This is a genomic window from Peribacillus sp. NPDC058075, from assembly GCF_042885195.1.
Classification (GTDB): domain Bacteria; phylum Bacillota; class Bacilli; order Bacillales; family DSM-1321; genus Peribacillus.
This window is the reverse complement of record NZ_JBHVSL010000004.1, coordinates 142,388-165,604: the sequence shown is the minus strand read 5'-3', so window position 1 is coordinate 165,604 and position 23,217 is coordinate 142,388. Positions and strand designations below refer to the sequence as shown.

Annotated in this window: 22 protein-coding genes and 3 pseudogenes; 20 read left to right on the top strand and 5 right to left on the bottom strand. The window is 38.4% G+C overall.

Annotation, left to right across the window (positions count from 1 at the left end; all coding sequences use genetic code 11):
- The first annotated feature begins 136 nt into the window (after window positions 1–136).
- Entirely contained in the window at window positions 137–268 is a 132-nt protein-coding gene (locus ACFVS1_RS23235) for a hypothetical protein (protein WP_387550990.1), read from the top strand.
- Between the two features lie 162 nt (window positions 269–430).
- Here ACFVS1_RS23235 and hpaB read toward each other — a convergent pair whose 3' ends face one another.
- The gene (gene hpaB, locus ACFVS1_RS23230) at window positions 431–1,876 is read right to left on the bottom strand and encodes a 4-hydroxyphenylacetate 3-monooxygenase, oxygenase component (protein WP_387550987.1); all 1,446 of its coding nucleotides are present in this window, start codon (window positions 1,874–1,876) and stop codon (window positions 431–433) included.
- A gap of 285 nt (window positions 1,877–2,161) precedes the next feature.
- Window positions 2,162–2,275: pseudogene (locus ACFVS1_RS23225) on the bottom strand (YjcZ family sporulation protein); the annotation flags it as partial.
- Window positions 2,276–3,495: 1,220 nt separating this feature from the next.
- On the opposite strand from ACFVS1_RS23225, the gene ACFVS1_RS23220 reads away from it, so the two are divergent.
- The 8 genes from ACFVS1_RS23220 to ACFVS1_RS23185 all read left to right on the top strand — a co-directional run bounded on the left by ACFVS1_RS23220 (window position 3,496) and on the right by ACFVS1_RS23185 (window position 11,157).
- Complete coding sequence (locus tag ACFVS1_RS23220) at window positions 3,496–3,894, top strand: JAB domain-containing protein (protein ID WP_387550984.1); 399 nt, start codon at window positions 3,496–3,498, stop codon at window positions 3,892–3,894.
- Between the two features lie 603 nt (window positions 3,895–4,497).
- Window positions 4,498–4,986: a hypothetical protein gene (locus ACFVS1_RS23215; protein WP_387550982.1), complete on the top strand. Its 489-nt coding sequence runs from the start codon at window positions 4,498–4,500 to the stop codon at window positions 4,984–4,986.
- The gene (locus ACFVS1_RS23210; protein ID WP_387550979.1) at window positions 4,970–5,596 is read left to right on the top strand and encodes a hypothetical protein; all 627 of its coding nucleotides are present in this window, start codon (window positions 4,970–4,972) and stop codon (window positions 5,594–5,596) included. Before ACFVS1_RS23215 ends, ACFVS1_RS23210 begins: the two co-directional genes overlap by 17 nt.
- Before the next feature lie 420 nt (window positions 5,597–6,016).
- Entirely contained in the window at window positions 6,017–6,148 is a 132-nt protein-coding gene (locus tag ACFVS1_RS23205; RefSeq protein ID WP_286676073.1) for a hypothetical protein, read from the top strand.
- 825 nt (window positions 6,149–6,973) lie between these two features.
- The gene (locus tag ACFVS1_RS23200; RefSeq protein WP_387550976.1) at window positions 6,974–8,338 is read left to right on the top strand and encodes a spore germination protein; all 1,365 of its coding nucleotides are present in this window, start codon (window positions 6,974–6,976) and stop codon (window positions 8,336–8,338) included.
- Window positions 8,339–8,368: 30 nt separating this feature from the next.
- Window positions 8,369–9,427 (top strand): GerAB/ArcD/ProY family transporter, encoded by a 1,059-nt coding sequence (locus ACFVS1_RS23195; RefSeq protein ID WP_387551106.1) that lies wholly within the window; start codon window positions 8,369–8,371, stop codon window positions 9,425–9,427.
- Entirely contained in the window at window positions 9,424–10,530 is a 1,107-nt protein-coding gene (locus ACFVS1_RS23190) for a Ger(x)C family spore germination protein (protein ID WP_387550974.1), read from the top strand. Before ACFVS1_RS23195 ends, ACFVS1_RS23190 begins: the two co-directional genes overlap by 4 nt.
- Before the next feature lie 318 nt (window positions 10,531–10,848).
- Window positions 10,849–11,157 carry an excalibur calcium-binding domain-containing protein gene (locus ACFVS1_RS23185; protein WP_387551103.1) on the top strand — a complete coding sequence of 103 codons (309 nt, stop codon included), beginning with the start codon at window positions 10,849–10,851 and terminating at the stop codon, window positions 11,155–11,157.
- A gap of 241 nt (window positions 11,158–11,398) precedes the next feature.
- On the opposite strand, the pseudogene ACFVS1_RS23180 reads toward ACFVS1_RS23185, so the two are convergent.
- Window positions 11,399–12,191, bottom strand: a pseudogene (locus ACFVS1_RS23180) (putative hydro-lyase).
- 424 nt (window positions 12,192–12,615) lie between these two features.
- Here ACFVS1_RS23180 and ACFVS1_RS23175 point away from each other — a divergent pair.
- The 8 genes from ACFVS1_RS23175 (at window position 12,616) to xerS (ending at window position 19,814) form a co-directional block, all read left to right on the top strand.
- Complete coding sequence (locus tag ACFVS1_RS23175; protein ID WP_387550971.1) at window positions 12,616–13,914, top strand: ABC transporter substrate-binding protein; 1,299 nt, start codon at window positions 12,616–12,618, stop codon at window positions 13,912–13,914.
- 240 nt (window positions 13,915–14,154) lie between these two features.
- Window positions 14,155–15,051 (top strand): carbohydrate ABC transporter permease, encoded by an 897-nt coding sequence (locus ACFVS1_RS23170; RefSeq protein WP_387551100.1) that lies wholly within the window; start codon window positions 14,155–14,157, stop codon window positions 15,049–15,051.
- Window positions 15,048–15,911 carry a carbohydrate ABC transporter permease gene (locus tag ACFVS1_RS23165; protein ID WP_387550968.1) on the top strand — a complete coding sequence of 288 codons (864 nt, stop codon included), beginning with the start codon at window positions 15,048–15,050 and terminating at the stop codon, window positions 15,909–15,911. The genes ACFVS1_RS23170 and ACFVS1_RS23165 overlap by 4 nt, the downstream gene beginning before the upstream one ends.
- 524 nt (window positions 15,912–16,435) lie before the next feature.
- Window positions 16,436–16,615, top strand: a complete 180-nt coding sequence (locus tag ACFVS1_RS23160; RefSeq protein ID WP_387550965.1) for an IDEAL domain-containing protein — start codon at window positions 16,436–16,438, stop codon at window positions 16,613–16,615.
- 961 nt (window positions 16,616–17,576) lie between these two features.
- Entirely contained in the window at window positions 17,577–17,984 is a 408-nt protein-coding gene (mntA, locus tag ACFVS1_RS23155) for a type VII toxin-antitoxin system MntA family adenylyltransferase antitoxin (RefSeq protein ID WP_387550962.1), read from the top strand.
- Window positions 17,974–18,378 (top strand): type VII toxin-antitoxin system HepT family RNase toxin, encoded by a 405-nt coding sequence (gene hepT / locus ACFVS1_RS23150; RefSeq protein WP_387550959.1) that lies wholly within the window; start codon window positions 17,974–17,976, stop codon window positions 18,376–18,378. The genes mntA and hepT overlap by 11 nt, the downstream gene beginning before the upstream one ends.
- Before the next feature lie 15 nt (window positions 18,379–18,393).
- Window positions 18,394–18,555, top strand: coding sequence for a hypothetical protein (locus ACFVS1_RS23145; protein WP_185151477.1), 162 nt, complete (start codon window positions 18,394–18,396; stop codon window positions 18,553–18,555).
- Window positions 18,556–18,686: 131 nt separating this feature from the next.
- Window positions 18,687–19,814: a tyrosine recombinase XerS gene (xerS, locus tag ACFVS1_RS23140; protein WP_387550956.1), complete on the top strand. Its 1,128-nt coding sequence runs from the start codon at window positions 18,687–18,689 to the stop codon at window positions 19,812–19,814.
- A 473-nt stretch (window positions 19,815–20,287) separates the two neighbouring features.
- Here xerS and ACFVS1_RS23135 read toward each other — a convergent pair whose 3' ends face one another.
- Window positions 20,288–20,524: a hypothetical protein gene (locus tag ACFVS1_RS23135; protein WP_387550953.1), complete on the bottom strand. Its 237-nt coding sequence runs from the start codon at window positions 20,522–20,524 to the stop codon at window positions 20,288–20,290.
- A gap of 257 nt (window positions 20,525–20,781) precedes the next feature.
- Window positions 20,782–21,066 (bottom strand): annotated as a pseudogene (locus ACFVS1_RS23130) (YflT domain-containing protein).
- Window positions 21,067–21,360: 294 nt separating this feature from the next.
- On the opposite strand from ACFVS1_RS23130, the gene ACFVS1_RS23125 reads away from it, so the two are divergent.
- The 3 genes from ACFVS1_RS23125 (at window position 21,361) to ACFVS1_RS23115 (ending at window position 22,683) form a co-directional block, all read left to right on the top strand.
- Window positions 21,361–21,615: a GlsB/YeaQ/YmgE family stress response membrane protein gene (locus ACFVS1_RS23125; RefSeq protein WP_387550950.1), complete on the top strand. Its 255-nt coding sequence runs from the start codon at window positions 21,361–21,363 to the stop codon at window positions 21,613–21,615.
- Between the two features lie 208 nt (window positions 21,616–21,823).
- On the top strand, window positions 21,824–22,399 hold the full coding sequence (locus tag ACFVS1_RS23120; RefSeq protein ID WP_387550947.1) for a DUF1206 domain-containing protein: 576 nt from the start codon (window positions 21,824–21,826) through the stop codon (window positions 22,397–22,399).
- An 11-nt stretch (window positions 22,400–22,410) separates the two neighbouring features.
- Complete coding sequence (locus ACFVS1_RS23115; RefSeq protein WP_387550944.1) at window positions 22,411–22,683, top strand: DUF1206 domain-containing protein; 273 nt, start codon at window positions 22,411–22,413, stop codon at window positions 22,681–22,683.
- The last annotated feature ends 534 nt before the right edge of the window (window positions 22,684–23,217 follow it).

Here is a 23,217-nt window from a genome sequence, read left to right as displayed (position 1 = left end):
TTTGAATGAAAAGTTCATTTTATCTGTTGGATGAGGCATATGTCCTTTAAATTCTAAAATTCAAGACAAATACCCAAGAACTTTTACCCAAATGCATATGCTCTAATGTAAATGAAATGAGGAAGATGAAGTTTGTATGAATAATGCCTATAATGAGAGGGTTGGTTTAGGTGGACCAGGATCAGGATTTGGTTATGGACCAGGACTTGGTTTTGGAGCTCCAGGCTATCCGCACCCACACTATCCATACCATCACTACCCGTATTAAGATTTGCTGATAAAGCCGTCTATAACAATGAAAAGAAGTATCTGTAAAACAGGCGTGTTTCTACAGTAGTAGAAACGCCTGTTTCGTGTTGGAAATGGTGAAGGTTTTGGTTTGTGAATTTATAATTGGAGGATACTGCATTGACAATTTGATAAGACACTCTTAATTTTTTAGATTCAATAATCCTCTAATTTCTTCAACGTGTTTATCTTTTATATAGTTTTTGTATAAATTACTGGATAATCGAATAGGATCACCAAAAAAGTATCTTTCATATTGGGTTTGCCTTGTACCAAACGAACTCATCGTAAGATCCCATGCCAAACGGAAAAGTTTCACACGGTCTTCGGCATTCATACCATCCGCTTGAAGATATTGGTCGAGTTCTGAACGAATTTCGGAATCAAACGCGCTTTCCGTTGGTATTGATATCATGCCGCTAGCACCAATTATTTGTATAATTTCGCTGAAACGGGGATAAATTTTAGGAAAGATGTTACTAGCCACTTGTAATGGAATAATACTAGGACGCATAGATCCCCATTCATCCAATTCTGCATCATTTTCTGATTTCTCTAAAAGTGCTTTCATGGTTTCAAGACCGATGATGATTTCGGAGAGTTTTTCATGTATATGTTGATACTCTCCAACATTAATTGTCTCGACAAGAAGTTGAGCAACTCCAAGTAAAAATTCAGCTTTTACTATTTGTCTGGTTATGACTTGATGATAGGCAAATTGGTAAAAAGAGCTTTCAACAAGGAAATCTGTCGCTGCATCTACATTATCGTAATAAAATACGCGGTCCCATGGAACTAAAACATTGTCAAAGACGACGATTGAGTCCATTTCTTCATATTTTGAACTTAACGGATAATTAAACGAAGATTCTCCCCCCACAAAGGATTCCCTGCAAAAAAATTTTAACCCTTTCGTATTAGATGGAATGGAAAAGGCGAACGCCTCGCTAGGATCCAAAAACAATCTTGGTGCAGAAATAACTAAAACTTCATCCGTTAAACCACCTTGAGTGGCAAGTAAGCGGGCACCTTTGATAACCAATCCTTTTTCATTTCGATCTATCACCTTAGCGGAAATTGGCTCATTGGAAAAGCCCAAATAGACTTGTGAACGATTCACTTGCGGAGTAATAAAGGTATGTGTAAATGATAAATCATGTTTCATTGCTCTTTCATATAAAGATTGAATGTTTTCAGGAAAACAATTTTTCCTACCACTTAAAACATTGGCGGAAGAGGCAAAACTCATTACAACCGTATTCATATAGTCAGGACTTCTTCCCATCATTCCATGCGTTTGTCTTGCCCAATGTTCAATCATTTTTCTTCTTCTTTTTAAATCCTCTTTCGTTTTGGGTTGTAAGTAAGATAGTCCAATAGGATTTTCGTTTTCTGAAGAAAAGAAAGTCATCTCATTTTTTAGATCCTGAGAATTTTGCAAATCATAAAGGGAAGCCTTTGACTTAAGAATTCCTTTAAAGGCAGGATGGTCTGAAATTGCCCCTTTGATATTTACACCATCAAACCAAATTTCATTTTTCATTTTATTTAAACGTTCAATAAATTCCTTACCATTTATGATACTCATGTTCTACCGTCTCCTTATGATCGCGATCGCTGTGGATTCGGTGGATTCGGGCGTTGTGGTTGTAGGAGAAGATGTTGGTGGTTTTAACCTCTAAAGCTCATTGTTGAGCTTAATGACTAAATCTAAAAAAACCACCAACTTGAGCAGACATCTCTATGTCTGCTCTATTTTTTGTTCAACTATCGGAGCAGATTAGTTGAAGAAGCCGACCAATAAAGGTCGGCTTTTTTCATCCTATTTTTAACAACAGGCGCCATATCCGTAACCGCCTCCGTAGCCGCAGCCACCACCAACAAAGCTAGCTCCAACAATGATTAAGAGTATAAACAAAACGACTATAAAGGCGAAACCTCCACCAAATCCAAAACCGCCGTCACACCTTGATTCACAACCTGACATAAGACATCTCCTTAATTGTTTTTAAGGAGGATACTAATTAAATGGGTAATATCACCTTATGCTCTAATTAGGAAAATGACACAATAGTCTCCATCTCTGTTCATAGGATAAAAAAAATTTCCGAAATGGGGGTATAGCATTGTTGCTACCTTTCATAAAAGTATACTTTTACGAACGGTTATTTTTTATGCAAAATCATCATGTTTTAACGTTCGTTAAAGATATAAAACACTTTATGAACGTTTGTGATTTTACATACACTTTTACGAACGGTTTTGATGGAATAAAAGAAAAGTAGAGGAAAGAGTAAAAAATGGATATTCGTAATTTTGGATACATACGAGTAATTAATATAACAATTTAAGGGCTACTAATCACTCAAAATACTTTATCTTTCATAAGTGTCTTCACTACATAAATTTGATAAAACAAGCCAGATTTACTATCAGTGTTTAGTTTACATAATACTGATAATCGGGTTTCACAAAGGGATAGTGTAGGTTTATTTTCCTACTTTCGCTCTTTCAAAGGGACAAGATTATAAAAGATATGTTATGTAGAGCATTGTGAACCTATTTCGTGCGGTTGCACTACAGACTGTACAGAAGGAAAGAACCCCCTTCCTGACATTCTGTACGTGTCGCTTCGGCATTAAATGATTCGATAACGACGAACTGTACGGCTCATGCCTCGCCTACATTCCGTAGGTTCCTGTATCATTTACGGCTTACGCCGCCATACCGAACGAGCCGGAAGCCATAAGGTTAAGGGATTAAGGATTAATAGAATAAAAGGTCAGCCACCCGGCTGCTTTTTTTATTTTTTTCCTTTGCCTTCCGAATCGTAAAACAGCGCAGGCCGGCTAACCTCCCAGCCGGTAGGACACCCGAACCTTTCCGGCAGGAAGCCAAGACGGCCAGTCAATCGATCAAGGGGCAAAAAACTTTTTGATTAGGGGCGCTATCGCAACATCAAAAACTTTTTGTGCTTAATCCCTTGACCGATTGCCTATGCGTGTTTTTCGTTCTACATGTCAAAGGGGAAAAATAATCCCCCTTTGGGGAACTAATTTGCTTCGCAAGGCAAATGAAAATAGGGAAAAAAACTCACCAGAGAAAATAACAAAAGGGCAACAAATAAAAATAAAATGAAAAGGAGTTTTGAAAATGGATTTAACCCCAATTTTTGAAGTGGTATGAATCAAGCAGGAAATCAGGGAAATGGTTGAGCCGTTTGTGGCCTTTCAAATTCGCAATCCAGAAGATGCCCGAGAATTAGCCGCAGCGCAAATCGCAAACGAGGACAGGGAAGTTTTTCTTGTCTTGATGCTCAACACGAAAAATCATGTGGTAGGTCTTCATCGGGCGCATGTGGGAAGCCTAAATGCGAGTGTCGTCCATCCTAGAGATGTGCTGAAATGCGCCATTTTAAACAACGCGGCTTCCGTTATTGTCAGCCATCAGCACCCATCGGGTGACCCAACCCCGAGTATGGAAGACATTGAAGTCACAAAGCGATTGGCGGAAGCAGGGAAAATTATAGGGATTGAAGTTTTAGACCATTTGATTGTTTCCCATACGGGTAAGTATGTTAGCTTAAAAGAAAAGGGGTATTTTTAATAAGAAGAAAGACGAGCAAGAGGGGGGCGTTCTCCCTTATTTTCTCAAGGGACTGAGTCCCTTGGGAAAAGCAATGAAGGAAACAACCAATAAATGGAGGCACACCGGCTGAATCGTCAGCTGGTGGCATTCACGCATGGTGAAAAAACATCCGTTTTTTCTCGATTAAGAGCAGGCATCGAGCCTGCTTGACGGTTGATTGATGCAACCTCTAAACTTACAGTAGCGCCTTCGGGTAGAAGGAACAATTTGCTGAGTAAATATTCTACGCTTGTAATAAAAGTCAGAATGTCAGTCCTTCGCTTTTTTCTTACTTTATCTTTACCTTTACAATTTTTCCTCCGGCCTTTTTACCCGCCTGTTCCATTAATTTCGCAAACTGCTTCTTTATCTCCGTATCCTTTTTGTTCTTTTTCATCATATATATCCCTCGCAATTTAATATTCTTGCTAAATAGTATCGCCATGGTAAAGGAAGCTCATACATTCCCCGGTTCTAAAGTGACCCCTTCCCCACTATATTGTTAGTAAAGTGGAAAACTGGCAAAGTGACCCTAAGGTATGTTCCCATTTTTACAGAATGAGAGGGGAGAGGAGGGAAGGGATGTCATCATTGAACCCTTTTTTCGAGGAAATGAAGAAAAAGGATCCAAAACCAAAAGCTATTCAAAAAACATCTGCCGGAGGTCCTTCGCACCAAATAACGTCGGTGAGGAAAGTCAGGAAGGACAAGCAGCATGACATTAAGTTCCCTGTCGATTATGTCATGAAGGTCAAGCTCCGGACGTTGTGCAAAACGTTAAATCCGATATATAAGCAAAATACGGGAAAATCCTTGACGCAAACGGCCTGCAATACCTTATTGCTAAGGTTCGGTTTGACTAGGTGGAAGGATGTGAATTATGCAATGGACTATACGGACACGAAGGAATATATGCACACCTACTTGCTGGAAACGGAATACGGCGAAAGGGGGGGATTGCATGGAGTCGCCATCTTACAGGACCTGTCAGATCGGAGGGTTGCCTTTTGCATGATCCATCATACCGTTGCCTGGTTAGAAAGAGGGGGTTCCATTGAAGAAATCCTATAGTCAATTTAACCTTTTATCGAACAAGCTGTTTTATGGGACAAAGGAAAAAAAGAGTTTTTTTGATTACTTCTTGTCAAAATATCGATATCTGCAAATCGAGGTACCTTATTATGAATTTTTAAGGGGGGAGGTATTCGTCGAAGACATGAAGGATTTGTTTGAAGAGGCTCCGCAAAACCTAAGTTTGTATCACCTTATTGCCCTTTTATATTTCGATTTTCTGGAACAAGTGAAAAAGGGGGCCAAATATGAACAGCTCTGTCCTTTTTTGATTTCTTCCAAGAAAAAATTCCTGGAGCGACCGATGATTGAAAAGAGGGTATTGAAGCAGGTGACGACCACCCTTTTCTCTTTCGAGCAAAGGGAAGAAGAAATCGAGGTGACCTCAGAAGAAAAACGAGCTGAGATTACCCTTCGAATAAAGGAGTCGGAGATTTACCGGGGTGAGGTATTTCTGCATGACATTTCCCCATTCTTGATGGATGAAGAGTTGAAGGTCGAGGATTTACTGGTGATTTTGTTCATGGACTTTCTGCAAAGGATTAAAGAAAAGGGAAACTCAAGCCAAGCCATGAAGGCCATTTTATTGAACTTTGAGGATTACTTTTGATAAGCGGTTAAAAAAAATCAGGCACAGAGAAAGGATAGTTACAACTATCCTTTTATTAAAGATCTTTTGCACTGAGGTTCAAGGGTGATGAAATCCTGCGATTAAGCGAGTATTTGTAACGCGTCTACTTCTGAATTCATTTATAAGGTACCTCTTTCGGTTTTCACGTAGTGAATAGGGCGCAATTGAATTTGAGCATCGAAGGGATATAGGTTTTGATGGGGATATTTTTGAATCATTACAAGAGCGGACTCTAAACGGGTTTGCTCGTTTTGTGTGATTGAAATAATGTTGTCCACGGTCTGTACGGAATGTCTTTTTGCTAGTTAGCGATGTGCTACATCCAGGTGAGGCGTATAAAATTTGGAGGCAAGAGTAAGCTAACATACGTATATAAGCTGCCACGGGAGGTGAATAAGTATGAGTAATGATGCAAGAGGATCTAAAAAAAATAAACCAAATGATGCAAACCATGTGAATGCTAAGACGAAAGCCAATCAAAGACGAATTTCAGAAAAGAATAACCAAGAGAATTATGATAAGAATGAATAATGGGAAGGTTCAGTAGGGACTGATTTTTTTTGATTCCACTATAAACTTCTTCTCATATAACAAATAAAGAATATAGAAAATAATTTTAACTAGAGAACTGATATATCGACATCAGTTCTCTTTATTGAGTTATCACTCGAAAAAGAAGGTCATATTTAAGACCATACACCTCGATAGAATATATAATGTTAAAAGTAATCTCTATAAATATAAGATAGTTTCCTTTTGTCCTAGAGTTACTGGCTAATTGAAACCATCTTTTATTTAGAAAAATCTGCTATTAAGGCAAACGCTGGTTTCACTTGGGTTAATAGTACTAGTGACTCTAGTACATATTCTTTTAAACTTAAAAAAGGTGATAAAGGCTATGTTGGGTTCAAGCCATACTATAAGGAAACTAATGGTAAATTGAAGAAATGCTCAAACTGGTATGGATACTTGTATAGTAAATCAGCTACTGCTCAGAGTCCAAGAAAAACTTCTAGCGGGGAAGCTGACCTTGGCCTGAAAGGAGAAAGTAACAAGCGATTAAATAGGAGGCCGGTTACCGCATGTGGGAAAGATGCGATACACGAAATGCTTTTGAGGTTTTCGTTTCTGGACAAGTTTTTGCAGTGAACAGTAAGCAATTTTTACCTGCTCAGGCGGGAATTGCAGCTTGAAAAGCAAAAGTATTTAGGGCATGATTCTGAAAATAAACTGGAGTCACGCCCTTTTTTTATGTTTTAGGTCAACAACTAACAGTGATATCTGTAATAACGTATTAAACATTTTTTTTTACAAATACTATCGGAATGAAATCAATTATGAAGGTGTGAAAGAGCTATGGTAAAGCAAAAAGAGGTCATCAGCACCTTAAAAGAAGAATTTAATGATAACAGAGATTTGATTGTCCACCAGTTTGAATATTACAAAAAGGAAATCTATCTAGTATATCTCGAAAGTCTGAGTGATGAACAAAAGATAAGGAAGGATGTAATAGAACCTTTGCTTTTATGTGATAAAGAAAGCAGATATTTATTACATCTTTTATCTCTTCCAACATGTAAAAAGGTCAGTACCGGTGACAAACTTTCATCATTATTAATAGATGGATATCTGCTCATTTTTTTAGGGGATGCCGTTTACTCGTATCGCATTATGAAGGCCACCAATGACCAGCCGCAGGACGCAAACGTGGAAATGTCTGTTCTGGGTCCGCAAAAGGCGTTAAGTGAAGACTTAAGCACAAATGTTAATTTAATAAGAACCCGCTATCCCGCTTTAAGCCTTATGGTGGAGCATCAATCAGTCGGAACGGTGTCTAAAACACCCATTGCCATTATGTATGATCGGGACCTGGTCGATCATGATGTGCTAAGGGATCTAAAGAAGAAAATCCCAGAACTTAAAATGGATATGATTCAAGCCATCGGCGAGCTTCAGAATGCTTTAACTAAGAATAGACACAATCTCTTTCCGACCATGATGGACACACAAAGACCAGATCGGATTGCTTTAAATCTTGCGCAAGGAAAAATAGCAATTCTCCTGCATGGGACGCCTTTTGGTTTAATTGTTCCGGTAGTATTTTTTGATTTTATATCTGCAATGGATGACACATCTCATACTTTTTGGGTGAGCAGGTTAATGATTTTGATTCGGTATATGGGGCTGATCATTACGCTCATTCTTCCAGCTTTGTATGTGGCACTGACCTCCTATAACCCTGAGATCCTAAGGTCCCAGCTGGCGGCTACGATTGCTGGCAGCCGTGCAGGCGTGCCTTACCCATCTTTTTTTGAAGTCATATTTATGCTTTTGGCGGTAGAAATGCTTATTGAATCTAGCCTGAGGCTTCCGAAAACAATTGGACCGACTGCCACAACAGTTGGCGGATTAATACTTGGCCAGGCTGCTCAGCAGGCACAGCTTGTCAGCTCAATCATGATTATCATTACCGCCTTCGTAGCCATTGCCAATTTTACCATTCCCGTTAATTCAATGAGTTTTGCAGTGCGGGTCGCACGCTATCCTTTGATCTTACTGGCCAGTTTTTTCGGAATAATGGGTTTATTAGCGGGGATTATCATTATAGTTTGTTACCTCACTGACACACGAAGCTTTGGTACACCTTTTTTAAGAATATATTGGGGATCCTCTAAGAGAATAGAGAAAATAAGCGAGGAAACGAAGGGAGAACGGAGTTAGTTGGCACGTTATTACTATTACATTATCTTAATGAATATGTCATTAAATATCATTCTCAACGTTCCCATGGTTTTGATACAAAACCGTTTCAATGGGTCGATTACATCCATTCTCATAAGTATCCCCCTTGGCACCCTGTTGGCTTATCTTTTTACAAAGGGTATGGGCAGATTTCCATATCAGGGCCTGCCGGAAATATTTAAAGAGGTAATGCCGGGATATATCAGAGTTCCTTTTTTATTTTTTTTATCGTTAATGTGGCTAGCAGCCGGCACCCTTGCTGTAAATTCGTTTAGCTATGTTATTAAGCTCTATCTGAATCCGGAAATGGATCTAAGAATCATTTCGGGTTTTCTTATTCTCTTGCTTATATTTGGAGCAACCCGAAATACTCAATCTATTTTGTATAAAACTGAAATTACCATGCTGGCCGCTCTTCCATTCGTAGGCTTTATTATCTTCAAAACACTATCAAGTGATTATTTTTACCCTGTACATATTAAGAGAATTCTACAATTCACCTGGCAAATGCCTAACTACAGCTCTATTGCAGCAGCCAGTTATATATTTACTGGATACATCAATTTGGCGATTATTAACAGAAATGTCCAAGCAAAGGAGATCCTTAAATATTTTTGGATAATTCCCGTACTCGGTTCTTTGATACTTGCCTTTACGTATCTTATACCTTTTGGATTTTTAGGGATTCAATCCATGGGTGATTTTGTCTTTCCATGGATGGTTACGTCAGATTCATTAAGAATGCAATATGGGTTTATTGAACGAACCAGTTTTGTATTAGTTTTTGTATTCATGCTGGTAACGATGCTCTTTGGTATAGTCACCTGGAATGTTGGCCTTGAGCTAATGAAAGGTGCCTTTGGTATACAAGATAGAAAGACTGGCATGCGCTTATTTACATTAACCTTTCTTTCTATTATTGGATTCCTGAGTGTCTATTTTCAAGAATCCGTGAACCAAAGGGAGTTTTTCGGGTACGCAAAATACTGGTTTAACTTACGGCTGCCTGTTGAAGTGGTATTAGTTATGGTTGTTTTTCTACTTTCCTTGAGGAGGAAAAAAACATGAAAAAGAAAGATTCCTTATTAATCTTATGTGCTGTCCTTGCACTTGTGGGAATGTTAGCAGGTTGTGCGTTTAAGGATATAGATAAGCGCTTCTTTGTGGTTTCTATGGGTGTAGATAAGTCCAATGATCCTAAGAAACCCTTCCATGTTTCCCTGAAATTATCGATTCCCTCTGCACAGGTTCAGCCGGGAAATGCTAAATTCCAGATTATTTCAGAAAATGCAGATTCTATTGCTGAAGCAGTACGGGTCATGAAATCCAAGGTAGACAAGGATTTTGATTTTGGCCATTGCCGGGTACTTATTTTTGATAGATATATTTTAAAAAGTCACCAAGCTGAAGTTCTTAACTGGTTCATGCGAAGGAGGGACATCCAGGGGATTTCCTACATGGCGATTGGTAAACCAACTGCCGAGATGGTCCTTAGAGTAAGATTTAAATCAGAAAGAGTAGCGGGAAACGCTCTCAATTTATCCTTTGATCAAACCACCAATACCTCTCCTTACATAGTATCTGAAATTCTTAATGATTATTATATGAGGTTAAGAGAGGACGGAATCGATCCATACCTCCCTGTTATTGAACCATTGGAAGATACTTACGTTATTAATAAGGTAGCTTTAATAAAAGGAGAAAAATTAATTGGTGAACTGAATAAAGATGAAACCAGAGTCCTTAATGAACTCTTAAATACAAGCCGCAAAGGCCAAATTAATGTCAGGCATGGGGATAATGAGTTTTTTGTCAATGTAGACCGATTTAAAACAAAGATTAATCTGGTGATTCCTAAGCGAAAAAAATCCTATGTCCAGGTGAATTTGAAAATTGAAGGAAGTATTGAAGCCTCCGAAAAAAAGCTGGAAAATAATTATGAACTGCTAGAAGATCAAAAGCTGGCTGCCGAGGTTATCAATAAGAGAGTAGAAGGAACGTTGAAAAACATTCAAAAAATGGGAGCTGATCCGTTGGGTCTGGGCTTGATGTATCAAGCTAAACAAGGGGTATCAGAAAAAGAAGTGAAAAAGTGGGAAAACCTATATCCAACTATAGAATTTAAGGTCAAAACAGACCTAACACTTAGTGGGACTGGAACGATGTACTAATGGTGCGTGAAATACCGCTGGCGCTTTACGGATTTATACAAGAGTTTTATACAAATGGACGGCATGCAACGGTTATGCCGTTTTTGGTGTGCCAGGCATATTCATTAATTAGGCGGTGAAAGTCCGCTAGGGGCGGTGGGATATGCGAACTATTAGCTAAAGGCAAGGGTGTCGGCGGTGACTGGGGGTTTCTGCAACATTCTGTACTTGTCTCATTGCTCTTTACTAGTATTTCTAGTGAGTGGTTTGGGCAAAGTGTTTCCCATACAACTGGTAGAGGGACACCCATAATTCGATCAGTTCCATAAAGCGCAAGATATCGCTCGTAATAAAAGGATTGGCGTATGGAGTATTCCCGGATATGCTCATGTAGACCAAGAGCACGGTTTTAATTCTCCAGAGAAAGTAACACCAAAGCCAGTACCAAAGCCAGTAGCACCGAAGCCAGCGCCTAAACCGGCACCTGCTCCAACTCCAGAACCAGGAACAGAACCAGAACCGGAAGCAGAGTTCTTCCAGAACTGCACAGATTTACGTACCAAATATCCAGATGGCGTACCAGCAGACCATCCTGCTTATCAAGCGAAGATGGACCGAGATAAAGATAATTACGCTTGTGAACGATAAAAGGTAATGTGTACACCGATTCGTTGAAAGCTCCCTGGAATCGAAATCTATTTGATAAAATAGGCACGAAAAAGACCCTGCCAAATAAGTGACAGGGCTTTTCCGGTTCGCTTTGTTTTATTTTACTACTATTTCCCGCGTCCTATCCCTCTTGGTTCCATTTATCCCGCGATATCTTAATATTAATTTGGTCTATTTAATGATATTTTCTTAATAACAAATATTCTCAATAAGACTTAGTTTACAAAATGGAATAACTACTCTCCCTCACATCCGTAATAAACATATGACCAGGTGCATGTGTAATCATAATTTCAGGTTTACTGGATATCGCAATAGACTGCGGTGTCACACCACAAGCCCAAAACACAGGAATCTCGCCTTCCTTTACTGTCACGGCATCACCAAAATTCGGTTTTGCAATATGTTGGATTCCAATCTCTTCAGGGTTGCCAATATGAATCGGTGAACCATGAACAGACGGAAATCTTGATGTCACTTCGACAGCTCGAATTACGTCGTTTGGTAAAAAAGGACGCATACTGACAACCGTATTCCCATGGAACACACCAGCCTCTAGGAAGGTTCGTGACATACATCGGTACATTCCGTTTTTCTTCAATATGTCGAATCGTAAGTCCATTATCAATAAGCGGATTTTCAAAGGTGAAGCTGCAGCCGATTAAAAAGGAAACAAAATCATCCTGCCAATAATCCCCGATATCACTCACTTCATCGACAAGTTCTCCTTTTTTATAAATGAAATACTTCGGAAGGTCATAGCGCAGATCTGCATTTGGTGTAGTAATCTTAGGAATCGGTGAGCCACTTTCCGTAACCTCAATCAGCGGACAAAATTTGGGATTTCTCTGGCAAAATAATAAAAAATCATAAGCTAAATCCGTCGGTAAAATGACGAGATTTGCCTGTGTGTACCCGGGTGCGTATCCGGCAGTTGGACTGGTAAATTGATTTTCTCTTATTTGAGAACGCAGCTCTTCTAGTTTAATATCTCCATTGCTATTAAACTCCATTTCTTTAGAATATAATTAGGTTATTTTGAGAAACCATCCAACCCTTTTCCCATAATCGTACAGCTTGCAATTCCTCCAATAACTTTCGTCTTTCGATTTTAAGCTTGGGTGCGCCTTCACACACCTGATTAGGAGTAAGAATCCGTCCTTTGGCATTCTCTTACCATCAATTCTAAAAAAGCTTTATCTTTTATTTGTAAAACTATCTTTTTTAAGCTGTTCATTTACTTTCTTTAAATACGGCGTGCGTTCCGGTAAAAGAATCTTTGAAAGCGATTTTTGATCCACACTAGTGCAAAGTTCTCCGCAATTCCGTGTAGCCATGCAATCAGTCGAAGGGAAATTTTAACATGTTTGATTGACTCATGAAGGGGTAAAAGAAGTTGAATGAATATGACTGTTTTTAAATAGGGGGAAAAGTTCGATGGGAAGAGGGTTTCGTTTCGGTTTTATTTTTATTCTATTATTTAGCTTAATCTTATCTGCTTGCTCTGAGGGTTCAGGATCAGGCGCCCGTGGGGAAAGTAAAGATGAGAAAGTGGTTCTTGACTTCCAAACCTTCTGGGGCTCTGAAACAAGAAAGCCCGTTATTGAAAAAATTGTTTCTGACTTTAACAAGTCACAGGACCAAATTGAGGTAAAGCACACCTTCGTACCATGGGGAGATATCTGGACAAAGAACACGGCAGCAGTTGCCGCAGGAAATCCTGCCGATGTGATTGTGAATGATATATTCACTGTGGCGGTCCGTGCGGAGAATGGACAAACAGAAGATCTAACTAAGTATTTGAGTGAAAATCTTAAAAATAAGCTTTATCCGAACCTATGGGAATCGGGCTTATACCAGAATAAAGTGTATGGAGTTCCGTTTATAACCGATAACCGCCTGCTTTTCTATAATAAGGATGCTTACAAGGAAGCAGGACTGGATCCGGAAAAGCCGCCAACCACATGGCATGAGCTTGAAGAGCATGCGAAAAAGCTTGATGTGAAAAAGGGAAATAGCTATGAGCGCATCGGCTACTACCCGTTATGGGGAAGCTTTGGCGCAAGCAGCTGGATGTCAAACGCGGATGATGGCGAGGGGTATTTCGAAGATGGCAAGGTGAATTTTGCTACAGCAAATAAAATCGAGGGTCTTGAGTGGGTTGCTGGTTGGCAGAAACGCCTTGGCCAAAAAAATATTCAGGCATTTGAAGCCGAATTCGGCAACGGACAAACCAATCCTTTTATTTCTGGAAAGGTTGCAATTTGGACTGATACCGCAAATTTCTATACGCAAATTCGCGATTCTAAAACAGATATAAACTTCGGTATAGCTCCGATTCCTGCTTTCAAAGAAGGAGGCCGCAACTGGAATGAAGGAGGAGGCTTTGTCATGGAAGTGCCGAAGGGTTCTGACCATCCTAAGGAAGCCGCCAAGTTTATCGAATATCTGACAAGTGATAAGGTACAGAAGTATTGGGCTGAAAAGAACTTTGACAATGTGGCAAACAAAAATGCCGCAGATAGCGTAGTCGACGGGCTTGAAGGCGACGGTAAAATGGTATACGAGAGTGCTGTTAATAACTTGAAAGACACGCCATTCCACACGGTACCAGTGAAATATCCGGACTATAAGAGCATTGTGGATCCAATCATCGACAATGCCATTCAGGGCAAGATTTCACCGGAACAGGCTTTAAAAAAGGCGGAAAAAGATGTAAAGAAAAGCGAAAAGTAACAGATAACAGCAAAATTCAGGAGAATAAATAAAATATCTAGAAAGGAAGGGAAGTCAGCGGACTTCTCTTCTTTCTGTAATCAGAGGAGCTTTATGATGAATGAAATGGCAGGAACTAAAAAACAAAAAACATATTCTCCCGAAAAAATATCGGAACTAGACCTTACTTCAGCAGCTCTTTCAGAAGAGTCTCCGCCTACGAAGCGAAAAAGAAAACAAGGCGGCAATACTGAAAATCTAATGGGTTATCTGTTCATTTCCCCGTGGATCGCCGGCTTGCTCTTCTTAATGGCAGGACCGCTTCTGTTTTCCTTATATGTAAGTTTCACCGATTATAATATCACCTCCCAAATGAACTTCGTAGGGCTTGATAATTATAAGCGGATGGTCACTAATGATAATTTATTCTGGACATCGTTATGGAATACTCTTTATTTTGTTATATTTTCTGTACCTTTAACGACAGCTGGTGCGGTTTTTATCGCCCTGCTGCTAAACCAAAAAATTCCTGGCATGAAAATTTTCCGTACTATTTTTTATCTTCCTGCTGTGCTTTCTGGAGTAGCCGTATATTTTCTGTGGATGCACCTTTTAAGCCCTTCAACCGGGCTCGTCAATACAATCCTTGACTGGTTTGGGATCGACGGTCCTGCGTGGCTGTTCGACCCGGAATGGACCAAACCTTCACTTATCCTGATGAAGCTGTGGAGCGTCGGCGGCGGCATGCTCTTATACCTCGCACGGCTCCAGGATGTGTCACAGTCGTTATATGAAGCAGCAGACCTCGACGGGGCAAATACGTTCCAAAAGTTTTTCCATATCACCCTTCCGATGCTGACACCGATTATTTTCTTTGACATTATTACAAGCACAATTTTCTCTTTCCAAATCTTCCAAGAGGCCTATGTCATGATAGGGGGCAACGACCTTAGCTCTTCCGGCGGATTAGAAGGCGGACCGGCCAATAGCCTATTATTCTATAACCTGCATATGTGGAACAACGCGTTCAAGATATTTAACATGGGGTATGCGTCAGCGATGGCTTGGTTCCTTTTTATTTTAATCATGATTTTGACCGTCTTCCATTTAAAATTCTCAAAAAAATGGGTGCATTACGATGGAGGTGACAAGAATTGAACAATGAAGTAAAGTTCTATCAAACGAGAAAGTTTAAAACAAAAACCAAAAATGCACTTGTATTTGTGATTTTGATATTGGGTAGTATCGTGCTTTTGATCCCGCTATGGTGGATGATTTCAACTTCCTTGAAAACACCTGCGGAAATCGCCCAGCATCCGCCTTCTCTACTGCCGGCGACGTTCCGATTTTCAAACTATATCGAAGCATGGCAGACCGGCGCATTCACCCGTTGGGGGCTTAATAGCCTATTTATTTCGGTATTTGCCACGGTCGGCCATGTATTTGTAAATTCGCTGGTGGCATACGGCTTTGCCAAAATCAAGTTCAAGGGCAGAAATGCATTGTTTGTCATTCTGCTTGCGACGATGCTGATTCCGGCATTCGTTACCCTTGTGCCCCAGTACATTATATTTTCAAAGCTCGGCTGGGTAAACACCTATCTGCCGCTGATCGCACCGGCCTTTCTCGGAAGTGCTTTCTATATATTCCTGCTTCGCCAGTTCATGCTGACAATTCCGAATGAATTAAGTGAAGCCGCGATCATGGACGGAGCAAGCCACTTAAGAATTTGGTGGCATATTATGCTTCCATTAACAAAACCGGCGCTTATTATTGTCGCACTATTTGCCTTCAACGGTGCGTGGAATGATTTATTAGGACCGCTTTTATATCTAAATGATGAAAAGCTGTATACTTTGCAGCTCGGTTTGCAGACTTTCAAAGGAAACGTACAGGTCCAGTGGCATTACTTGATGGCAATGTCCTTCACCGTCATGCTTCCGACTTTAATTCTCTTCTTTATCTTCCAGCGGCATTTTATCGAAGGCTCTAACCTTTCTTCCGGATCGAAGGGATAATCAAGTTCGGCCAGATGTTTGCTTGTTTGCCTCATAAGACTGACTCAACTCACTTTATCTATCATTAATCAAAGGGTGCATCACAAGAATGAGACGCTTGGATTTTAAAAGCGTCTCATTCTTGTGAAATAACCCTCCAGTTAAACTTTTAACTGGAGAGTTTAGGAGGTTGCATATAAGTTAATTGGGTTCAACGGACAGTCCCTATGCCAAAAATGTTAGTATCGCCAGGCAGTCATCCACTACATCTTGAGGAGGTTTTTGCGATGGCAAGCTCCACAAGGCATAAAGAATCGAACTAGAACTAAGGTTCTTTTTATTCATTTATATCCACAATAGCACTAAAATTTAACGGGAAATTTAATAGATAATGAATATAGTAATTTTTATGTATGGAAGAGTGATTATGTGGGAATCATGAGAAATAAGCAATTAGAAAAAAAGGCAAGACAAGTAATTAATATATAATAATAATCTCCAAGTTACTTAGTATAATAGAAAAAAGGTTAAGGAGTTGGTTTCGTATGGAGAAGCAATTGCCTGGAACGCTACTAGAATCTGAAGAGATCGCTGAAATGGTTCTAAAAAGAGCTCTTATTGATTACAGGAAAGTCCAAATTGAGAAAAAAATAGATGACTCATTGAAAAATCGGAATAAGGAAGAGTTTATGCGATTAACGGATGAATTAAAGAGTATTTCTTAAATTTTGTAAGTGGAAAATGCATACTGAACTTTGTTAATAAATTTAAAAAGTGGTGTCTTCGCACTAAGCTGGTAAGGTTAATAGTATGAAACCTTTCTAAGTGAATAGGAATCTCTAAAAAAACATTTTACTTTGTAAGCGCTTTCTTATATAATCATGATAATCCAATGGAGAGAAAACATAATGGGATAAAGGAAGGCTTACCATCAGATAATATTTTAGTTTTATTATTGTAAATGAGCCTTTTAAGGACACGAATTACGATAGCTTCGGTGGCCGCTCAAACCTAACAATAAATTGAACCCATGCCTGACAGAATTCACTTGGTATAAGAGAATGAAAGGTTTATGCGGCAAAATGAAATGGAATCTGAAAAAGGGGGAAAAGAAATGAAAAAAGCTGGTGTTTCATTAACGGAATTTATTCAGGAAGATCGATTTGAACTCAACTCCTACCTTACTTCTTTATTTAACAAGATAAAAGGTAGGTCCATAACGATTAAACAATAATAATAAATGAATCAGGAAAAGCTGCTTAACCTCCTGATTCATTTATGGGATCTTGGTAAGGCTGGCGGGCTATATAACATATATATTGACTGTTTTGAGGAACGCGATCGTATTAGATTAATATAATAGATTTTGACCTTCACTAAAAATTTGGGGCTTACCTTATGGGTAGCCTTTTTTTCAGTAATAAAAAGGAAAAAATATAGCATTAAATTTCATGCACCATACACCTCGTTAGAGTATCTTTTATAATATAACCACTGTAAATCTAAAAACGTTTCCTTTTGTCCCAGATGTACTGTTACTCATTATTTTCTTGATTCTGTCCCAATTTCATTATGAGGAGAGGGGGGATGGTGTTATCTTTGCGTAAAATATCTATTTTACGAATAAATGGACATAGGAATAGACGTTTGGTATAATATTCATATTATCATTAGGGAGCGTGTCTTATGAAAACAGAGATGTTTCAAAGTATTCAAGAATTCCTAATAGACAAAATAGATCCTTCCTTTATTATCGTGTTTGGTTCTTACTCGAAGAACACTACACATAGTGACAGTGACATCGATGTGGCGTTCTACAGTCAAGATTCTTCACATCTTACATATGAGATTTTTTTATTGGCCCAGGAACTGGCTGATATCCTTAAAATAGATGTGGACCTGGTTAATCTGAGGACGGCATCAACGGTTTTCCAGGCACAGATTTATACAACCGGTACTGTGATTTATTCTAAAGACGATATCCTACTTAAAAACCAACAAATGACTGCTCTAAGCATGTACGCTAAATTGAATGAGGAACGTGAAAATATACTAAAAAAAATAGGAGAAAGTGGGACCATTTATGAAGAATGATGTGATTTTGAACAAAATCAGTGTAATAGAACGTTGCATAAATCGCGTTCGCGATGTATATGCCAACGATGCTGGAAGCCTAAAGGACTTTACTAAACAAGACTCCATCATACTCAATATTCAAAGGGCATGTGAAGCGTCAATCGACTTGGCTATGCATATTGTAGCTGAACAGAAATTGGGATTGCCTCAAACCAGTAGAGATTCGTTTGATATGCTTCACGCGGCTTTAATTATTGACGAAAATACTGTCAAACGATTAAAGGCCATGGTTGGTTTCAGGAACATAGCTGTTCATGATTACCAGACCGTAAATATAGATATTTTGCAGCAAATTATTGAAAACCATCTTGGAGATTTTACCGACTATACAAAACAAATCCTTAAATTCTGATAAAGGGGTTTTATGATGAAATACATAATCCGAGTTTATGATCTCCATACAAATAAAGAAACAATTAAGTTAGATGAGATTTTTGAAGATAAAAATGCAGCTGAAGCAACTATCGAAAATCATAAACTTCAATATCCAGATAAATATGAGTATGTGAAAGTTCCAGTGAAAAGTTAATTATTTCAGTCCTCCCCTTAAGTGCATGGGCTGTTACGTAAGTTAGTAACTTAAACATAATATAATTATGTAAACAACTATTCGTAAAAATTGAATTTTACGCATAAATATCTTTAAAAAGGAGTCAACTAATGGCCAATACCAGACAACATCAAGTCCATGAGCAGAAATTGGAACAGCTGGTTAAGTCCATGCCTTTCTATATCGTTGAATATGTTGACAATAAATTGGATACCCGGTCCCCTTCCACTCTTTTGAATTACGTTCTTGATTATAAACTATTTTTGGAGTGGCTGATTGCGGAAGGCATTGCTAAGCAGGAGCATATTAAGGATATCCCCCTGTCAGTTCTTGAAAAGTTGAAGTTGATCGAAGCTCAATCCTTTATCAAATTTTTGGAACGGAGAAATATCCCTATCAATAAGAAGGAAACAAAAAAAGCTGAAAAGGTATCCGTCAATCGGAAAATCTCGGCATTGCGTTCCCTTTTCAAGTATTTAACGACCCAGACGGAAAATGAGGAAGGCGAACCTTACTTCTATCGAAATGTCATGTTGAAAATTGAAGTGAATAAAGTGAAAGAGACTTTGGGGGCGCGTGCTTCCAGAATATCGACAAAGATTTTCCACAATGATGAGGATGCTCGTTTTCTTGAATTCGTGAAGCATGACTATGAAAAGGAGCTACCTGAAAAGTCCAGAAAACTTATATATTTTAAAAGGGACAAGGAACGTGATTTTGCAATCTTATCTCTCTTCTTAGGAAGTGGCATCAGGGTGAATGAGTTATCCAACTTAAGGCTACGAGACTTGGATTTCGAGGAAAAACAAATACATGTTTTACGTAAGGGTGGAAAAAAGGATGTAGTGGCAGTCTCTCCTCCGTCTATGCAGGACATAAAAGATTACCTAGCAGTGCGAACTGAACGTTATAGGGGATCAAACGATGATACGGCCTATGTATTTTTGACTAGGGTGAATAATGGAGCCACCCCTCTTTCCAACCGCGCCATCGAGGCTTTAGTAAAGAAATACACGAAGGCATTTAAGTCCAACAAATCCATGTCTCCACACAAACTTAGGCACACCTATGGGACGAACTTAATGGAACAGTCAAGAGACATCCATTTACTGATGACGCAACTTGGTCATACTTCAACTACAACGGCTGCCCTATATACAAACCCTGAGCAAGAGAAGGCTAAAAAGGCTGCAAAACAGCTAGGAGAGAGAAGAACCAATTATCGTGAAAAGGATTAAATGAAAAAGGAGAAGATTTTCCAGTCTTCTCTTTTTATATGTGTGTAGAAATTAAAATAAAAGATACATCTAAGCTTCTATCACTTGGTAAGGCTAAATAAAAGGTAGATAAATGCCTGTAATATATTGCGGGAAGCATTAATGCTGAATTCAACTAAGTAGTCCAAACAATAAAAGTATTTTACATTCTTAATAAAACCCTTTGTGTGAAAAAGTGCAAACTTGTATGAAATCTTTTCTATATATTGTGATTTTATTCCTTTTTTGGTCGTCGCGCTAGCCTCTACTTAATTTGCTATGATTGGAGGCTTTTGTTTAACGATTTACCAAACTCAATCTGATCACTCATAAGGCTCAGCCTTTTTTAAAAAGCGTTTTTACTGGGTCTGTTTTATTGTGATTTATTCTGGATTTTGAGCTTTTTTAATTTTCATGGGAGTGGAATAAGGGTTTATAAATGAACTTATATAAATTTACTTGTTTTTGGAGATTTGAATTGATAAAACTGATTTTTTCTTTCCTGACCCACCTACGGACCGATAACCAAGAAGAAACAAACAATTGCAGCAGCAATCCTCGATACCTGTACAAGTAGCGATCTCTCCTTCCTTTTCATCCGTCCCTCCAAAAGAAATTTCGTCATTCACATAGCGTTGGGTAGATGGACAGTAGACTATCCATCTTTTGGTTGTGTATTGTTCTTCGCGCATACTTTTCAATCCTTCCCTTTGACTTAATCCAGCTTGATATTATGAAGCTAAAATCAAGGGTATCGATTCCGAAGACGTATCCAGCAAATTGAGAAGCCCAAAGATATTCCGATTATCTTTATCAGCGTACCAAAAGATTCAAACACCCACCGGGATATATGCTTGTTAGCTGAATGAACATAGAATGGGGAAGTTGCGTAGAAATCGAGTTACATAAAATTATTAAAGTCAAGGCAAAAGATACAAATTCTTCTTTTTTATACCCATCCTTGATCCTTTTCTTGGTCCTTCACAAATAATAATATTTTTCCTTGATTCCTATTTCTTCCATCTTATTACGCAATTCATCTCCGGTTTTTTGGAAGGCATTTTTAATAGTTGTTCCTAAACCTTGTTCTTCCACACCGATAGTATTAGTATCTGCTTTATCAGCAATTTTTTGTGTTCGATCCTTCTCATGTGTCAAAACATATAGGTCCTCTTGATTCTAACTCCTTTACAGCATTTACAACTTCTTGCTCAGTATTAAATTCACGTACCAGATACTATTATTTGTATTCATTAGTTGATTCCTCCTATGAGATGTTAATTATTTTCAAGTAGTACCCCGTTTATCTTAGATGTAAAACTTGAATTTTTTTAGTACTTAAATGAGAAGTTATCCAACAATAATATTAACCCTTTCATTTGAGATGTAGGACTGTGGGGAGAATTTCATAATTCTTTTTTCTTTTTTAGGTTTATAGCTTTCAAAACAGGGAAAATTACTACCGAAATACATTTTTCATCATTTTATGTTTTTCAACATTTATGTTTTTTATTAAGGAGGAAATGTTTTGGGGTTTATTTGGGCACTTATTATTGGAGGAATTATCGGTTGGATTGCAAGTCTTATTGCAGGCCGTGATATACCTGGTGGAATTATTGGGAACATTATTGCTGGTTTTATCGGCGCTTGGCTAGGTTCTCTAATTTTAGGATCATGGGGACCAGAAGTAGGCGGTTTCTTTATCGTACCGGCTATTATTGGAGCCATTATCTTAGTTTTTATTATCAGCCTTATTTTAAGAAGTTTGCGAAAACGTGGTTAACTATCGAAACGGACACAAGATTGTGTCCGTTTTTTATTTTAATAGAATTTTATCTTAGATTTGCCTTAGACAATTACAGAGAACGCTTAGACGTTACTTATAAAACTATAAGTGAAATTTACAACTTAACTTTTTTAAAAAACTGGTTAGCTAATCTAATGCTCCATACGCCAGCTTTTATTTATTATATTTATGAAGGGGATTCTGGATGAAAAAGTCTCTGTTTGATAAGAAGAAAACTCTTGATAATAAGTTATGTCAAGCAAAAGCAGATGCCAAGCCATGGCTGTTTCGCTTTGCTCGTTTTGGTCATATGGCTCAAGGCTCTGTTTATTTCCTAATAGGATTGTTGGCCATTCAAATGGCGTTTGGTCTCGGAGGGAAGTTAACAAACTCTCAAGGGGCTTTATATACCATTGCAAAACAACCGTTTGGATTCTTAGTGGTTATCATTTTAGCTGTGGGACTGAGTGGATATGCATGTTGGCAAATTACAAGGACAATTTTTGACCCTGAAAATAAGGGTTATAATATAAAAGGCATTGTTAGCAGAATCAGTTATTTGGTGGTTGCTGTTATTTATATTGGCTTATGTGTCAGTACGGTAAAAATTTTACTTCATACGAGAGTTCATACAACTAGTGGACATTATCAAACATTATCAGCAAGAATGCTAGCACAGCCATTCGGACAAACTATCATAGCCATCACGGGTACAGTCATTCTTATCGTCGGATTAGGTCAGATTTTCTGGGCATTGTCCGGCCGTTTTCAAAACAGTTAAAAAAGAATGAGATGAGCCAAAAGGAACGGAAGTGGAGTAAATACCTTGGGAAGTTTGGGATTTCTGCACGGGGCGTAATATTTGGAATTATTGGAGTTTTTCTTATTAAAACAGCAATCAAAGCTGACCCGGATGAAACCAAAGGTCTTGACGGCGCACTTGCTGAGGTGGCCACTCAACCGTTTGGACCTGTGATGCTCACGATTGTTTCACTTGGATTAATTGCATACGGTGTATATATGTTTGCTGAGGCGCGTTACAAAAGACTTACTCCCCCCAATTAATGTCTTTACATCCATACAAGGAATAAAAAATGAAAAAACCTGCAAATGGTAATTGTTTCACCATTTGCAGGTTTATTTATGACCGGATTTTTATTTCTTATCCTTATCGGGACCATGCATCTTTTACTTTACCAACCGTTTCCTTAACAGCTCCTTTATCTTTATCCCATTTCCCTTCAAGTTTTAACGCTTTGTTATTGTTAATTGCCCTGTTTTTCTTTTACTTCTACTTTTACCTTATCAAGTTTTCCTTCTGTTTTTTTTTCGTTCCCTTGTTTTCATTCATGATAAAACCTTCATTAAGTGTGTTAGAGAAATTAATCAGTTATTTAAGATTACCCTTTTTCTTTGAGGTTATACTCATAAAATATCTTAAATGGGACATAAGAGTTCTCCTAAATAGAAAAAGTTGAAGTAACAATCCGTGCTAAAAAAGATGAATTGTTAGTATATAATAGATTTTGAGTGAATGCAGTATGTGAGTTATGGGAAAGGACGATGAGATGATACGATAAAGGAGTTATTAAATCAAAA

What these genes read in the sequence shown, in the direction of transcription:
- ACFVS1_RS23235 (WP_387550990.1), top strand. Translation starts at nt 137, where the DNA reads ATGAATAATGCCTATAATGAGAGGGTTGGTTTAGGTGGACCAGGATCA.
- hpaB (WP_387550987.1), bottom strand. Translation starts at nt 1,876, where the DNA reads ATGAGTATCATAAATGGTAAGGAATTTATTGAACGTTTAAATAAAATG.
- ACFVS1_RS23220 (WP_387550984.1), top strand. Translation starts at nt 3,496, where the DNA reads ATGGTTGAGCCGTTTGTGGCCTTTCAAATTCGCAATCCAGAAGATGCC.
- ACFVS1_RS23215 (WP_387550982.1), top strand. Translation starts at nt 4,498, where the DNA reads ATGTCATCATTGAACCCTTTTTTCGAGGAAATGAAGAAAAAGGATCCA.
- ACFVS1_RS23205 (WP_286676073.1), top strand. Translation starts at nt 6,017, where the DNA reads ATGAGTAATGATGCAAGAGGATCTAAAAAAAATAAACCAAATGATGCA.
- ACFVS1_RS23200 (WP_387550976.1), top strand. Translation starts at nt 6,974, where the DNA reads ATGGTAAAGCAAAAAGAGGTCATCAGCACCTTAAAAGAAGAATTTAAT.
- ACFVS1_RS23195 (WP_387551106.1), top strand. Translation starts at nt 8,369, where the DNA reads ATGAATATGTCATTAAATATCATTCTCAACGTTCCCATGGTTTTGATA.
- ACFVS1_RS23190 (WP_387550974.1), top strand. Translation starts at nt 9,424, where the DNA reads ATGAAAAAGAAAGATTCCTTATTAATCTTATGTGCTGTCCTTGCACTT.
- ACFVS1_RS23175 (WP_387550971.1), top strand. Translation starts at nt 12,616, where the DNA reads ATGGGAAGAGGGTTTCGTTTCGGTTTTATTTTTATTCTATTATTTAGC.
- ACFVS1_RS23170 (WP_387551100.1), top strand. Translation starts at nt 14,155, where the DNA reads ATGGGTTATCTGTTCATTTCCCCGTGGATCGCCGGCTTGCTCTTCTTA.
- ACFVS1_RS23160 (WP_387550965.1), top strand. Translation starts at nt 16,436, where the DNA reads ATGGAGAAGCAATTGCCTGGAACGCTACTAGAATCTGAAGAGATCGCT.
- mntA (WP_387550962.1), top strand. Translation starts at nt 17,577, where the DNA reads ATGAAAACAGAGATGTTTCAAAGTATTCAAGAATTCCTAATAGACAAA.
- hepT (WP_387550959.1), top strand. Translation starts at nt 17,974, where the DNA reads ATGAAGAATGATGTGATTTTGAACAAAATCAGTGTAATAGAACGTTGC.
- ACFVS1_RS23145 (WP_185151477.1), top strand. Translation starts at nt 18,394, where the DNA reads ATGAAATACATAATCCGAGTTTATGATCTCCATACAAATAAAGAAACA.
- xerS (WP_387550956.1), top strand. Translation starts at nt 18,687, where the DNA reads ATGGCCAATACCAGACAACATCAAGTCCATGAGCAGAAATTGGAACAG.
- ACFVS1_RS23135 (WP_387550953.1), bottom strand. Translation starts at nt 20,524, where the DNA reads ATGCGCGAAGAACAATACACAACCAAAAGATGGATAGTCTACTGTCCA.
- ACFVS1_RS23120 (WP_387550947.1), top strand. Translation starts at nt 21,824, where the DNA reads ATGAAAAAGTCTCTGTTTGATAAGAAGAAAACTCTTGATAATAAGTTA.
- ACFVS1_RS23115 (WP_387550944.1), top strand. Translation starts at nt 22,411, where the DNA reads ATGAGCCAAAAGGAACGGAAGTGGAGTAAATACCTTGGGAAGTTTGGG.